We start from the raw sequence: 13,198 nt of genomic DNA on the forward strand, positions 1-13,198 counted from the left end.
GGTTCCATTCAGATCTGGATCTCGCAAGCAACGGGCTTCGGCCCACCTCCACGAAGGCCAAAGGCCTGCCGCCGTTGATTGACCGGCGTTCTCACTGAATTTTTCAAGCACCACTCCTCGTTTCTTCCCTTGCATCGGCGATGCAAGTCGGAGCCCGTGGATGGTTGCTCTGGCGCTGAGCGCCACTCTCTGCCTCTGATTCCGGCCTGCGTCATGCAGGTCCTCTCCTGACCTTCCATGCCTCAGCAGATCGTCATCGCCGAGCAGCTGCGGATCGCCGCAGTGCTCACCGATGACCGGGTGGATGAACTGGTGGTGGCCCAGGGCCGCTATCAAATTGGCGACGTCTATCTCGGCACCGTTGAAAACGTGCTGCCGGGGATCGACGCCGCGTTCGTGAACATCGGCGAAGGCGAAAAGAACGGTTTCATTCATGTGACCGATCTGGGGCCACTGCGGCTCAAGAAAGGCACCCTCGGCATCACCGAACTGCTGGAGCCGCGCCAGAAGGTGCTGGTGCAGGTGATGAAGGAGCCCACCGGCACCAAGGGCCCTCGCCTCACGGGCAACCTCACCCTGCCGGGCCGTTTTCTGATCCTGCAGCCCCATGGCCAGGGAGTGAACATCTCCCGGCGGATCAATGCGGAAAGTGAGCGCAACCGCCTGCGCGCCTTGGGTGTGCTGATCAAGCCACCCGGCGCTGGCCTGCTGATCCGCACCGAGGCCGAAGGGGTGAGCGAAGAGCTGCTCATCGACGACCTCGAAGCGCTGTTGCGTCAGTGGGAGGCGATTCAGACCGCTGCGGAAAGCGCCACGCCGCCGGTGTTGCTCAACCGCGACGAAGATTTCATCCACCGCATCCTGCGCGATCACTACAGCCCCGATGTGGCGCGGATCGTGCTCGATAGCGCCGATGGCGTGAGCCGGGTGAATGCCTTCCTGGGGCCTGATCAGAGCCAGGTGCAGGTGGAGCAGCATCTCGATTCCAGCGAGATCCTCGAGGCGTTCAAGGTGAACGCCGCCATCCGCGATGCCCTCAAGCCCCGGGTGGATCTTCCCTCAGGCGGCTACGTGATCATCGAGCCCACCGAGGCCCTCACGGTGATCGATGTGAACTCGGGCTCCTTCACTCGCTCGGCCAATGCACGGGAAACCGTGCTCTGGACCAACTACGAGGCCGCCACGGAGATTGCGCGTCAGCTGAAGCTGCGCAACATCGGTGGTGTGGTGATCATCGACTTCATCGACATGGAGTCGCGGCGCGACCAGCTGCAGGTGCTCGAGCACTTCACGGCCGCCATGCGCCCGGATTCGGCCCGCCCCCAGATCGCCCAGATCAGCGAACTGGGGCTGGTGGAGCTGACCCGCAAGCGCCAGGGTCAGAACATTTATGAGCTGTTTGGCCGGGCCTGTCCCAGCTGCGGTGGTCTGGGCCATGTGGCCGTGCTGCCTGGAAAAGACAGCCTCCAGCCCCTGGCAGCCGCACCGGGCTTGGTGCGCTCTGCCGCATCGGCTCGCGCTGAAGTGTTCAGCCCCGCCGGCGCTGAATCCGGCAGTGGCCGCCGCCGCCGTGGTGGCCGCGGTGGCCGTGGCGGTAGCGATGCCGCCGAGCTCAGCAGCTACGACGACACCACGCCGGCGGGCGTCTCCAACGACGCCGCCACCGCTGCCGCGGCAGAGCCTTCGTCGCGGCGCCCGGAGCCTGAGCTGGTGGCCGTGCCGATGGATCCCGAGCAGGAACTGGTGTACGGCTGGCTGGGACTGAATCCAGCCCTGCTGCTGGATCCCGTTCCGGCGGCCGACAACCTGGTGGTGCGGGTGGTGCGTCCTGGAGAGGACGCTGAAGCGGTGCTTGAGGAGGCTCGTCAGCAGTTGGCTGCTGCGGGTCCCCGTCGCCGCCGACGCGGCCGCGGTGGTGCCAATGGTCAGGGGGCTGGATCCGCAGCACCGTCTGTGCATGAGGCATCCCCTGAGGCCTCAGCCTCCACGCAGACCCTGCCGGTCACGGTGGAGATCACACCGCTGCCCGTCGAAACCTTCCCCAGCTATCCCAGCGTTGCGGTGTTGCCCGACAGCGGCCTGGAGCTTGTGGCTGCTGCGGCAGAGCCGGAGGCAGCCAACGGACGGCGGGTGCGGAGTCGGCGCCGCAGCGATGCCTCTGCCGGGTCACCCGCACATGCGGCGGCGGCCGTTGCCGTTCTGCCGGTGGTGGAAACCGGCGCCGCCAGCGATGCAGCGCCACCGGAACCCGACGACGCCTCCGAACCTCGTCGCCGTCGCCGCCGCTCCTCAGCGGCCGAATGAGGGGGCGCAGCGATCCCCTGCTCCAGCGGATCGCGGGCGTTGATGAAGTAGGCCGCGGCTGCTGGTTCGGCCCCGTGTTTGCCGGGGCCGTGATTCTCCCGGCTTCGGCGCGATCCGCTCTGGCAGCCGCCGGACTCACCGACAGCAAGAAGCTCACCGCCCGCCGGCGCGCTCAGCTCGTGCCGCTGATCCAGCAGCATGCCGAGAGCTGGGCCCTGGGGCAGGCCTCGGCCCGCGAGATCGATCAAGTGGGCATTCGTGCGGCCACTGAACGGGCGATGCTGCGCGCACTTCAGCGCCTGAGCGCACCGCCGCCAGGGCTGGTGCTGGTGGATGGGGTGTTGCCCTTGCGGCTCTGGGAGGGGCCCCAGCAGACCGTCGTGCGCGGCGACAGTGAACACCTGGAAATTGCCGCCGCCAGTGTTCTCGCCAAGCAAGCCCGCGATGCCCTGATCACCCGCCTGGCTGCGCGCTATCCCGCCTATGGCCTGGAGCGCCATGCGGGCTACGGCACTGCGCTGCATCGCGCTGCCGTGCTGGAGGCCGGGCCGACCCCACTGCACCGGCGCTCGTTTTTGGGCAAGGTGCTGGCGGCTTAGCGCGCTGCGGGGGCCAGGCACCAGGCGTTGAAGTCATCCAGCAGCTGCTGCTGCACGCGGGTTTTCATCCCGAGCAGAATGCCCGCCAGCAGCGAGCGGCCGGTGGCCTCGAGCACTTTCACCGGAATCAGGCGCAACAGGCTCGGCTGGCTCACGCTCACGGCCAGGCAAGCCTCGCCGTGGAGGCCTTCTGCACTCGCCTCCAGCCACGATTCCAGCGTCAGCTGAAAGTCGTCGACGATGCCAAGCCCTTCCAGTTGGCAATCGATGGCTTCGAGTTCGATGCGCTCGGCGCTGCGGCGGGCCACCAGCTCCACCACTGGTTGGATCTGCAGCTGGAACACCTGCAACCGGGTCACGGTGTAGCGGTAGTGGCTGTTGCCGAGGTTCTCCAGCTGCTCGGGATCCAGCAGGGCACCGATCACCCGTTCCTCGTCGTTGAGGTAGTCGGGCAGCAGGTGGGCCTGGTGAGGAACCGACAGCTGCAAGGCTTGGCTGGCGCTGAAGGCCAAAGGCATGGCTCGTTGGCCGGCGCGTCATGATCCTATCCAGCACGGCCGGCACAACCCGCATGCGCATTGCATTTCTTGGTCCTGTCGGCACCTATGGCGAGCAGGCTGCAATCCGGCTGTGTGAGCTGGAGGGGATCGAGGCTCCCGAGTTCATGCCACAGGTGGGAATCCGCGCCGTGGTGAAGGCGGTGGCGGAGGGGCGCTGCGATGCCGCTGTGGTGCCGGTGGAGAACTCCGTGGAGGGTGGGGTCACCGCCTGCATGGACGCCCTTTGGGAGCATCCCGAGCTGCGGGTGGCCAGGGCGCTGGTGTTGCCGATCCGCCATGCGCTCTTGGGCAGCGGCCCCCTGGACGGGGTGAGCGAGGTGCTCTCCCACCCCCAGGCCCTGGCCCAGTGCAGCCAGTGGTTGGGTGATCAGTTGCCTGCCGCGTTGCAACTCCCCACCAGTTCCACCGCTGATGCTGCCCGGATGGTGGCGGGCAGCCGCTTTAGAGCCGCGATTGCATCCCTCCAGGCCGCCCAGGAACACGGGCTTGAGGTGTTGGCCTACCCGATCAACGACGTGGCCGGCAACTGCACGCGCTTTTTGCTGCTGCGTCAAGGCGAACGCACCCTGGCGGGCCCGATGGCCAGCCTCGCCTTCTCCCTGCATGCCAATCGCCCAGGGGCCCTGCTCGAGGCCTTGGCCTGTTTTGCCCGCCGCGACCTCAACATGACGCGGATCGAATCACGCCCCTCCAAACGCGAGATGGGCGAATACATCTTCTTTGTGGATCTGGAGCTGCCTAAGGGCGAGGAGCCGTTGCATCAGGCACTCGCTGAGCTGAAACCCCTTTGCGAACACCTGGCGCTTTTCGGGGGATACCCCATGACGCAGCTCGAAGCGGGCGCATCGGCCTAAGCCGGCTTGCGGCCCCGGAATACCCCGAACTGCATCATTCCGGTGTCGAAGCCCCAGTGCATCAGCAGCAGCGTGGGGGTTTCGCGCAGCCCCATCAGCACAGCCCGAGGCCCAAGGCCCAGCACCGCGGCTGGGCGCCGTGCGCCTTCGAGGATGGAATCAATCCAGGAGGGCAGGGTTTCGCGGCTCCAATCGCCTGTCTCCACCTGAAGACGTTCGTGCGTTGAGCCTGAGGACCAGCGGCTCTGCTCGAGGTTTTGGCGGAAGCCGGGGATGCTGGCGAATTCCGGATGAGCCCATTGCACGAGCAATTGGTGCATCACCCAGCGCTCGAGGCGGTTGAGGGGTTTCACCGAGGGGTCGCGGCGGTTCCAGTCGGCCACCGCCAGGAGCCCCCCGGGCTTGAGCACCCGCAGTAATTCATCGGCGTAGCGCTGTTTATCCGGCATGTGGGGGCCTGCTTCCACGCTCCACACCGCATCAAAGCTTTGATCAGGGAGATCCAGGGCCAGGGCATCCATCACCGCAAAACGGCAGCTCAGGCCGTCGGGGGTGAGGGCTTCGGCCCGCTTGATCTGTCCTGGGCTGATGCTGATGCCCAACACGTTGAGGCCGTAATCGCGGGCCAGGATGCGGGCGCTGCCACCGATGCCGCAGCCCACATCCAGCACCGTGCTGCCGGTGGGGAGCTGATCCAGGCCGCTCCAGCGCACCAGCTCATGGACGAACTCTTCCTTGGCCCGGCGGAAATCACGGCGCCGCGGGGGGCTGCCGTAGTGGCCGAGGTGCACATGCTCGCCCCAGAGCCGCTCGAGCAATTGATCGTCGGTCCAGCGGTCGTAGGCGTCAGCCACGCTGGCGGTGCTGGTGAAAGCGCGATCACGCCAGCTCCACACCAACAGCCCGATCAGCAGCAGACCCGCCAGAACGGCGACCATCAGCATCAGCCCCCCCGCCAGGGGGGTGAGCACAGCAAGGACCTGCATCAGTGGTTCAGCGATCCGTGTCGTCGCCGGGCTCCTTCAAATCCCGGAAAGTGTCTTGCAGCACGGTGCGGGCTGCCAGTTGGCGGCGGGTTTCATCCAGGAGTTCAAATTCCTGCCGCAGTCGCTCTTCGGTGTCGGTGATTTCCAGCAGGGTTTGCTGTTGATCGGCGACGGGTCCGCCGAGATGGGATCCGATCCAGAAGGAGAGCTCCCGCGGTAGATCCGGCAGATCCGTGGGCAAGCTGGTGGGTTTGCCCATCAGCTTGCCGGTGAGTTCCACCACATCTTTGAGGGCTTGCTCCACGTTGCTGGAGAGATCACTCAGGCGGTCGTGGTTCTCCGGGTGGTCATCTTCAATCCAGCTCACCAGCCCCACCTTGAACGGGGCCTCGCGCACCACCTCGAGCACACGAAAGCGCTGCTGGCCGAGGGTCACGATGTTGCTGCGGTCGTCGGATTGGGTCTGGCACTGCAGGATCTCGGCGCAGCAGCCCACATCCGCCATCCGACCTTCCTGGGGATCCCAGCGCACCACTCCGAAGCGCCGGTCGGTGTCGAGCACCGTGCGCAGCATCATCCGGTAGCGCGGCTCAAAGATGTGCAGCGGCAGCACTTCCTGAGGGAACAGCACCACATCGGGCAACGGGAACAGTGGCAGCTCGCGCACGGCCAGTTGCGTCACGTGGCAGGGAGATCAGGGTGGATCGAATCCTAGAGAGCGTTGCTGAGCGGCGCGCGGCGCCTTTGTGTTCGATCCACCGCTCTGGTGCTGTTGGGGAGGCCAACAAAAAAGCCCGCCTTGCGGCGGGCCGGGGTCTGATCCTCTCGGAGTCAGCAGGTCAGAGCTTCACCTCGATGTCCACGCCGCTGGGCAGGTCGAGCTTCATCAGGGCATCGATGGTCTTGGCCGAAGGGCTGTAGATGTCGATGATGCGGCGGTGGGTGCGGGTCTCGAAGTGCTCGCGGGAGTCCTTGTCCACGTGGGGCGAGCGCAGCACGCAGTAGATCTTGCGCTTGGTGGGCAGGGGGATCGGACCGATCGCAGTTGCAGCGGTGTGATCGGCCGTTTCGATGATTTTTTCGCAGGAGAGATCCAGCATGCGGCGATCAAACGCCTTCAGGCGGATGCGGATCTTCTGCTGGGCGATAGCGGTGGACATGGATCAGGCGGGAGAGGTCAGCAAGGACCAGCGCTCGATGGGCACGAGGCAACTGGGAAGTTGAAGCTGGATTGTCGAGGTGCGGAAGGGGATGGAGAGCGGAAGCCCGATGGGCCGGCTCTCCATCCCGAAACCTAGATCACGGCCGAAGCCAGATCAGGATCACTCGATGATCTTGGACACCACGCCGGCACCGATGGTGCGGCCGCCTTCGCGGATAGCGAAGCGCATGCCCTGCTCGATGGCCACGGGGCAGATCAGCTCGCCGGTCATCTTGATGCGGTCACCGGGCATCACCATTTCCACGTTGGAGCCGTCGTCGGCGGTGAAAGCGGTGATCTGACCGGTCACGTCGGTCGTACGGATGTAGAACTGCGGGCGATAGCCAGCAAAGAAGGGGGTGTGGCGGCCGCCTTCTTCCTTCTTCAGCACGTACACCTCACCCTCGAACTTGGTGTGGGGCTTGATGGAGTTGGGCTTCACGAGCACCATGCCGCGCTCGATGTCTTCCTTCTGGATGCCGCGGAGCAGCAGACCCACGTTGTCGCCGGCCATGCCCTCGTCGAGCAGCTTGCGGAACATTTCCACGCCGGTGACGGTGGTCTCGCGGGTGTCCTTGATACCCACGATCTGCACGGTTTCACCAACCTTCACCACACCGCGCTCGATACGGCCGGTGGCCACGGTGCCGCGACCGGTGATGGAGAACACGTCTTCAACAGCCATCAGGAAGGGCTTGTCGACTTCGCGCTCAGGCTCGGGGATGCCGCTGTCAACGGCTTCCATCAGTTCGGTGATCTTGCCTTCCCACTCGGCGTCACCCTCGAGGGCCTTCAGGCCGGACACCTTCACCACGGGGATGTCATCGCCGGGGAAGTCGTAGCTGCTCAGCAGCTCGCGCACTTCCAGTTCCACCAGCTCGAGGATCTCCTCGTCGTCCACCATGTCGCACTTGTTCAGTGCTACCACCAGAGCGGGCACGCCCACCTGCTTAGCCAGCAGGATGTGCTCCTTGGTCTGGGCCATGGGGCCGTCGGTGGCGGCCACCACGAGGATGGCGCCGTCCATCTGAGCGGCACCGGTGATCATGTTCTTCACGTAGTCCGCGTGGCCGGGGCAGTCCACGTGGGCGTAGTGACGACCGTCGGTCTCGTACTCAACGTGAGCGGTGTTGATGGTGATACCGCGCTCACGCTCTTCCGGAGCACCGTCGATCTGGTCGTAAGCCTGAGCCTTGGCCTGACCCTTCTTGGCCAGCACGTTGGTGATGGCGGCGGTGAGGGTGGTCTTGCCGTGGTCAACGTGGCCGATGGTGCCGATGTTGACGTGGGGCTTATTCCTTTCGAACTTCTCGCGAGCCATGATGAAAAAGAATCGGGGGGTAAATGGGTATGGGAAAGATCAGGAATTGCCCTGATTCTTGGAGATGATGGCTTCTGCCACATTGCGAGGAACTTCCTCGTAGTGGCTGAATTCCATCGAGAAGATACCCCGACCCTGGGTCATGGATCGGAGCTGGGTGGCGTAGCCGAACATCTCGGCCAGAGGCACCTTGGCCTGGACCTTGGACTGACCATCATCGATGGACTGCCCTTCAACCTGGCCGCGACGGGAGGAGAGATCGCCGATGACGGACCCGAGGAAATCCTCAGGCACCTCCACCTCAACCTTCATCATCGGCTCAAGCAGTACAGGGCTGCACTTCTTGACGCCGTCCTTGAAGGCCATGGAGCCGGCGATCTTGAACGCCATCTCCGACGAGTCCACATCATGGTAAGACCCGTCGATCATGGTGACCTTCACATCGATCATCGGGAAGCCTGCAATCACGCCGGACTGACAGGTCTCCTTCATGCCGGCTTCTGCCGGTCCGATGTACTCCTTGGGCACGACACCGCCAACAATCTTGTTGACGAATTCGAAGCCTGAACCCGGCTCGCCGGGCTCCATTTCGATCACCACGTGGCCGTACTGGCCCTTACCACCGGTCTGACGGGCGAACTTGCCCTCACCCTTGGCGCTGGCGCGAATGGTTTCGCGATAGGACACCTGAGGCGCACCGATGTTGGCCTCCACCTTGAATTCGCGCAGCATGCGGTCCACGAGGATTTCCAGGTGGAGTTCGCCCATGCCGGCGATCACGGTTTGGTTGGTTTCCGGATCCGTGCGAACCCGGAAGGTGGGGTCTTCCTCGGAGAGGGATTGCAGGGCCTTGGAGAGTTTCTCCATGTCGCCCTTGGTCTTGGGCTCCACGGCCACCGAGATCACGGGCTCGGGGATGTAGAGGGATTCCAGAACGATCGGATCGGAATCCACGCACAGGGTGTCGCCGGTGGTGGTGTCCTTCAGGCCGAGAACGGCGCCGAGGTCGCCGGCGCGCAGCTCATCCACTTCCTCGCGGTCGTCGGCCTTGAGCACGATCAGGCGGGAGATGCGCTCTTTCTTGTCCTTGGTGGAGTTGAGCACGTAGCTGCCCTTCTGGAGCACACCCGAATAGATGCGCACAAAGGTGAGCTTGCCGAAGGGATCGGCCATCACCTTGAAGGCCAGGGCGCTGAAGGGGGCGCTGTCTTCAGCAGGACGCACGGCCTCTTCGCCGTTGGGAAGCACACCCTGAATCGGGGGCACGTCGACAGGTGCGGGCAGGTAGTCGACCACAGCGTCGAGCAGCAGCTGGACGCCCTTGTTCTTGAAGGCAGAACCGCACAGCATCGGCACCAGGCCATGCTTCAGCACGCCCTCGCGGATGCCTTTGCGCAGTTCCTCTTCGCTGAGTTCGCCTTCTTCGAGGAACTTCTCGATGAGTGCCTCATCGGTTTCGGCGACGGCTTCCATCAGGTAGGCGCGCCATTCAGCGGCCTCATCCGCCATCGAGGCCGGGATTTCGGTCTCTTCGATGTCTTTGCCGAGCTCATCCTTGTAGATGAAGGCGCGGTTCTTCACCAGGTCGACGATGCCGCTCAGTTCGCCTTCGGCACCGATCGGCAGCTGGATGGGAGCAGCCTTGGCCTTGAGGCGATCTTTGATCTGACCGTGCACCTTCAGGAAGTCGGCGCCGGTGCGGTCCATCTTGTTGACGAACACCATGCGGGGAACGCTGTAGCGATCCGCTTGGCGCCAGACGGTTTCCGACTGGGGCTGCACGCCACCTACGGCGCAGAACACGGCGATCACACCGTCGAGCACACGCATGGAGCGCTCCACCTCAATGGTGAAGTCCACGTGGCCGGGCGTATCAATGATGTTGATCCGGTGATCACGCCAGCTGGTGGAGATGGCGGCCGCGGTGATCGTGATCCCGCGCTCGCGCTCTTGCGCCATCCAGTCGGTCACGGCGGCGCCGTCGTGCACCTCACCGATCTTGTGGACCACACCCGAATAGAACAGGATCCGTTCGGTTGTGGTGGTCTTACCGGCATCAATGTGTGCCGCAATACCAATATTTCGTACGCGTTCTAGGGGATAGGCGCGAGCCACGGTTTAGGTCTCCGGAAGGGGAATCGACAAAAAAGCGGGCGCCACTCTACAAGTCGGCCTCCGGCCGACCTGTGCGGGCGGCGATCAGTAGCGGTAGTGGGCGAAGGCCTTGTTGGCTTCGGCCATCTTGTGGGTCTCTTCGCGCTTGCGAACAGCGCTGCCGGCCTCGTTGGCGGCATCCATCAGTTCGCCAGCCAGTTTTTGAGCCATGCTGCGGCCGTTGCGGGCACGGGAGAAGTTCACCAGCCAACGCAGAGCCATGGCGGTGCCGCGCTCCTGACGCACTTCCATCGGCACCTGGTAGGTGGCGCCACCCACGCGGCGGGCACGCACTTCCACAAGGGGAGTGGCGTTCTTGACGGCGGTCTCGAACACTTCCAGGGGGTCAGCGCCGGTGCGCTCGCCGATCAGCGTGAAGGCATCGGAAAGAATCCGCTGGGCGGTGGACTTCTTGCCGTGCTTCATCAGACGGGCCACGATCATGGTGGCGAGACGGCTGTTGAACTGCGGATCCGGCAGGATCGGACGCTTCTCGGCGGCGTTGCGGCGTGACATAGACCTGGAAAAGGGGAATCAGGAAACGGCTACGGCTGGATGGAGATCAGTCCTTCGGAGTCTTGGCGCCGTACTTGGAGCGCGACTGACGACGATCCTTCACGCCAGCGGTATCGAGCGTGCCGCGAATGATGTGGTAGCGGACACCGGGCAGATCCTTCACACGACCGCCGCGGATCATCACCACGGAGTGCTCCTGAAGGTTGTGGCCGATACCGGGGATGTAGGCCGTGACCTCGAAACCGGAGGTCAGACGCACACGGGCAACTTTGCGCAGCGCCGAGTTGGGCTTCTTCGGGGTGGAGGTGTACACGCGGGTGCACACACCACGGCGCTCAGGGCAGGCGCGCAGGGCAGGCGACTTGGTCTTGCGGGTAAGGCGCTGCCGCTCACTGCGGATCAGCTGCTGAATCGTGGGCATCGAGGGCCGGTTACAGGAGGTCGGAAAGACCGACCGTGGCGACAATCCGCCACCTTACTTTGTCGCCTGCACCCCCACCCCCGCAGGCTCATCAGCGGGGCTGAAGGCCGCGCCACAGGCGCAGATCCGCAGCTCTCGCCCAGCCCGCACCAGGAATCCGCCGCCGCTGAGATCGCCGCGATAGTCGAGTTCGAGGCTGCCCAGGCGCTCGCACTGATCGCCCGGAGCAAAGAGGGTGATGCCATCGGCCCGGGCGACGGCGACCCCCGCCAGATGGCCGGGGCGGATCCGAATCACCCAGCGCTCACAGCTGCCATCCACCAGATTGAGATGCATCATCCCGGGGGTGCCAGCCACCGCCGCCTGACGCCCCAGTTCAGCGGCTGCGGCAGGAGTGAGGCGCAGGCTGTGGCCCTTGGGCATGGGTGGAGGTTGGGGCAGTCGTCCCAGTGTGTCAGGGCTCCTGGGTCAAGGGCGCTCCGGCGTGCGCGCCTGCTCCAGCTTGGGCACCAAGCCCAGCCCGTTGTGCACAGCTGCTGCCACACCGCGGCCTTTCACGGTGTGCACATCCGCCAGCACCAGCCCCGTGGAGCTTCCGCCATCGAGGTTGAGGGCATCTTTCAATCCCTCCTGCCGCATCAGCAGTGCTGTTTCCATCAGCGTTGGGCCGGGATTGTTCACCCCTTGCAGGGTGATCAGCCAGAGCTGGCGACCATCGCTGCCCACCACGGTGCGCGGGGCGGCCTGGCTCATGAAACCGGAGCTGAAGCCCTCCGCGCTGCCGTTGAGCACCACCCGGCCGTTTTGCAGCAGCAGTGGCCCGCCTCCCAGCACATTCGGCTGATCGCCCACCGCATTGCTGGCGCGGCTTTTCAGCGTGAGTTGCTCTCCTTTCTGCCATGGCACGCTCACGCCGCCGCGCGCCACCAGCAAGAGATCGCCATCGCGCAGCGGCACTGCGGGGCTCAGTTCGCCCAGTTCAAAGCGCTGCTGCACCACCCCTTGGCGCACCAGCACGCCCATCTCGGTGCCGGTGATCGGTTGGTAGCGGCTGCCCCAGTCCGCGGTGTAGCGGGCCAGGCCCTTCTGCACGTAACCGCTGTTCACGCTGGTCACGGTCCAGCGTTGGCGGTTGCTGTCTTCGATCGTTTCCACCAGCATCAGCCGATCGAAGCGGGGTAGCTCGCCTGCCTTCCAGCCAGCGGCCCCGCGGTTGAGGATCGGGCCCGACAGCCAGCGCCCCTGTTCCCGCATCGCTCCGAGCGGCAGGCGGTTCACGCGATTGAAATAGCCACCGTTGATGGCGATCAGGGCCTGCTCCTGGCGGGCCAGCTGGCTGAGGCTGCTCAGGCCCTGCATGCCATCGCTGCGGTTGAGCGGCCGCAGCTCCAAGGGCACCTGGCGGGGATCAAGACGCACAGCGTTGATCAGCACCTGGCGTGAGCCGATGCGGCCGATGCGGCGCTCCAGCTGAAGCCCCTGGCTCTGCAGTGCCACCAGGCGTGGATCCCGCTCGGGCGCTGGCCTCGGGGTGGTGGCCATGCCCTGGTCGGCCGCTTGGGGGAGATCGAACACCAGCCGCCAGGGGGCGCCCAGGCTGAGGCGTTCACCCTCGCGGGGCACCTGCACGCGCAACCATCCTTGGCTCTGGCTCGGCTTGAGCCCCAGCTGCTTCAACTGCTCCAGTTGCGGCGCCGTCGCTTCCGTGCCGATCAACAGTTGGCCGTCGCCGCTGCGCACCAGTGCGGGCGCGCTGAGATCCAGCACCACCCGCTGACCGCTGATGCTCGGCTTGCTCGCGCGAATCGCTTGCAAAGGCCGGCTCGGCAGCTCGAGCTGCAGTTCACGCCCTTGCGTGCTGATCTTGATCCCCACGGCCTCCAGTAGGTTGCCCACGGGGACGGCCACCTCGTCATCGAGGCTGCGTTGGCGGTCGGCCCCCAGCTCCAGTTTCTGGCCGAACCACTCGAGCACCAAACTGCCGCCGGTGCCGGCGCTGCGGCTCACCCCCAGCTGGCCCTCCAGGACCTCGAGCGGCAGCCAGAGCTCACCGGCGTCCTGCAGCCAGAGGGCTTGTTGGCGCAGGCCGTTGATGCTGATGCTTGTTCCCTGAACCCGCTTCCCGCCAGCGGGATTAGCCTGGCGCTGCAAGGGTGCCTGCGGAGCTGGGGCCGGCAAGGGCGGCGGCGGTGTGAGCGGGATGCCGGGGAGCAGAGCCGCCAGCGCCGGCAGGGGGGGCATCCAACAGCGGCAGCAGGCCTGGCCACGCTAGCGAGCTCGTT

13 protein-coding genes are annotated in these 13,198 nt (G+C 65.1%); 3 read left to right on the forward strand and 10 right to left on the reverse strand.

Translation table 11 applies throughout. The features are described from left to right. Positions 1-237: 237 nt before the first annotated feature. Both CB0101_RS10160 and CB0101_RS10165 read left to right on the forward strand, forming a co-directional pair. On the forward strand, positions 238-2,304 hold the full coding sequence (locus CB0101_RS10160) for an Rne/Rng family ribonuclease (RefSeq protein WP_010311908.1): 2,067 nt from the start codon (positions 238-240) through the stop codon (positions 2,302-2,304). After that, positions 2,301-2,903 carry a ribonuclease HII gene (locus CB0101_RS10165; protein ID WP_010311906.1) on the forward strand — a complete coding sequence of 201 codons (603 nt, stop codon included), beginning with the start codon at positions 2,301-2,303 and terminating at the stop codon, positions 2,901-2,903. Before CB0101_RS10160 ends, CB0101_RS10165 begins: the two co-directional genes overlap by 4 nt. Here the strand turns inward: CB0101_RS10165 and CB0101_RS10170 are convergent. Then, positions 2,900-3,421: a DUF1997 domain-containing protein gene (locus CB0101_RS10170; protein WP_010311904.1), complete on the reverse strand. Its 522-nt coding sequence runs from the start codon at positions 3,419-3,421 to the stop codon at positions 2,900-2,902. The two genes, CB0101_RS10165 and CB0101_RS10170, sit on opposite strands and share 4 nt — an antisense overlap. A gap of 53 nt (positions 3,422-3,474) precedes the next feature. Here CB0101_RS10170 and pheA point away from each other — a divergent pair, with 53 nt between their 5' ends. Then, entirely contained in the window at positions 3,475-4,317 is an 843-nt protein-coding gene (gene pheA / locus CB0101_RS10175; RefSeq protein WP_010311902.1) for a prephenate dehydratase, read from the forward strand. On the opposite strand, the gene CB0101_RS10180 is transcribed toward pheA, so the two are convergent. The 9 genes from CB0101_RS10180 to CB0101_RS10220 all read right to left on the reverse strand — a co-directional run bounded on the left by CB0101_RS10180 (position 4,314) and on the right by CB0101_RS10220 (position 13,157). Continuing rightward, on the reverse strand, positions 4,314-5,303 hold the full coding sequence (locus tag CB0101_RS10180) for a methyltransferase domain-containing protein (RefSeq protein ID WP_010311899.1): 990 nt from the start codon (positions 5,301-5,303) through the stop codon (positions 4,314-4,316). The genes pheA and CB0101_RS10180 overlap by 4 nt on opposite strands. A gap of 7 nt (positions 5,304-5,310) precedes the next feature. Beyond that, positions 5,311-5,985: an LON peptidase substrate-binding domain-containing protein gene (locus tag CB0101_RS10185; RefSeq protein ID WP_010311896.1), complete on the reverse strand. Its 675-nt coding sequence runs from the start codon at positions 5,983-5,985 to the stop codon at positions 5,311-5,313. Positions 5,986-6,142: 157 nt separating this feature from the next. Further along, complete coding sequence (rpsJ, locus tag CB0101_RS10190; protein WP_006910513.1) at positions 6,143-6,463, reverse strand: 30S ribosomal protein S10; 321 nt, start codon at positions 6,461-6,463, stop codon at positions 6,143-6,145. 162 nt (positions 6,464-6,625) lie between these two features. Beyond that, complete coding sequence (tuf, locus tag CB0101_RS10195) at positions 6,626-7,825, reverse strand: elongation factor Tu (RefSeq protein ID WP_010311881.1); 1,200 nt, start codon at positions 7,823-7,825, stop codon at positions 6,626-6,628. A 39-nt stretch (positions 7,826-7,864) separates the two neighbouring features. Beyond that, positions 7,865-9,940: an elongation factor G gene (gene fusA / locus CB0101_RS10200; protein WP_010311878.1), complete on the reverse strand. Its 2,076-nt coding sequence runs from the start codon at positions 9,938-9,940 to the stop codon at positions 7,865-7,867. Positions 9,941-10,024: 84 nt separating this feature from the next. Beyond that, positions 10,025-10,495: a 30S ribosomal protein S7 gene (gene rpsG, locus CB0101_RS10205; protein ID WP_010311876.1), complete on the reverse strand. Its 471-nt coding sequence runs from the start codon at positions 10,493-10,495 to the stop codon at positions 10,025-10,027. Between the two features lie 46 nt (positions 10,496-10,541). Then, positions 10,542-10,916: a 30S ribosomal protein S12 gene (gene rpsL, locus CB0101_RS10210; protein WP_010311874.1), complete on the reverse strand. Its 375-nt coding sequence runs from the start codon at positions 10,914-10,916 to the stop codon at positions 10,542-10,544. A gap of 54 nt (positions 10,917-10,970) precedes the next feature. Beyond that, positions 10,971-11,339: an AIR synthase gene (locus tag CB0101_RS10215; protein ID WP_010311872.1), complete on the reverse strand. Its 369-nt coding sequence runs from the start codon at positions 11,337-11,339 to the stop codon at positions 10,971-10,973. 45 nt (positions 11,340-11,384) lie between these two features. Continuing rightward, positions 11,385-13,157: a phosphodiester glycosidase family protein gene (locus CB0101_RS10220; RefSeq protein ID WP_010311870.1), complete on the reverse strand. Its 1,773-nt coding sequence runs from the start codon at positions 13,155-13,157 to the stop codon at positions 11,385-11,387. Positions 13,158-13,198: the final 41 nt, after the last annotated feature.

Source organism: Synechococcus sp. CB0101 (assembly GCF_000179235.2).
Classification (GTDB): Bacteria; Cyanobacteriota; Cyanobacteriia; order PCC-6307; family Cyanobiaceae; genus Vulcanococcus.

What these genes read in the sequence shown, in the direction of transcription:
- CB0101_RS10160 (WP_010311908.1), top strand. Translation starts at nt 238, where the DNA reads ATGCCTCAGCAGATCGTCATCGCCGAGCAGCTGCGGATCGCCGCAGTG.
- CB0101_RS10165 (WP_010311906.1), top strand. Translation starts at nt 2,301, where the DNA reads ATGAGGGGGCGCAGCGATCCCCTGCTCCAGCGGATCGCGGGCGTTGAT.
- CB0101_RS10170 (WP_010311904.1), bottom strand. Translation starts at nt 3,421, where the DNA reads ATGCCTTTGGCCTTCAGCGCCAGCCAAGCCTTGCAGCTGTCGGTTCCT.
- pheA (WP_010311902.1), top strand. Translation starts at nt 3,475, where the DNA reads ATGCGCATTGCATTTCTTGGTCCTGTCGGCACCTATGGCGAGCAGGCT.
- CB0101_RS10180 (WP_010311899.1), bottom strand. Translation starts at nt 5,303, where the DNA reads ATGCAGGTCCTTGCTGTGCTCACCCCCCTGGCGGGGGGGCTGATGCTG.
- rpsJ (WP_006910513.1), bottom strand. Translation starts at nt 6,463, where the DNA reads ATGTCCACCGCTATCGCCCAGCAGAAGATCCGCATCCGCCTGAAGGCG.
- tuf (WP_010311881.1), bottom strand. Translation starts at nt 7,825, where the DNA reads ATGGCTCGCGAGAAGTTCGAAAGGAATAAGCCCCACGTCAACATCGGC.
- rpsG (WP_010311876.1), bottom strand. Translation starts at nt 10,495, where the DNA reads ATGTCACGCCGCAACGCCGCCGAGAAGCGTCCGATCCTGCCGGATCCG.
- rpsL (WP_010311874.1), bottom strand. Translation starts at nt 10,916, where the DNA reads ATGCCCACGATTCAGCAGCTGATCCGCAGTGAGCGGCAGCGCCTTACC.
- CB0101_RS10215 (WP_010311872.1), bottom strand. Translation starts at nt 11,339, where the DNA reads ATGCCCAAGGGCCACAGCCTGCGCCTCACTCCTGCCGCAGCCGCTGAA.
- CB0101_RS10220 (WP_010311870.1), bottom strand. Translation starts at nt 13,157, where the DNA reads ATGCCCCCCCTGCCGGCGCTGGCGGCTCTGCTCCCCGGCATCCCGCTC.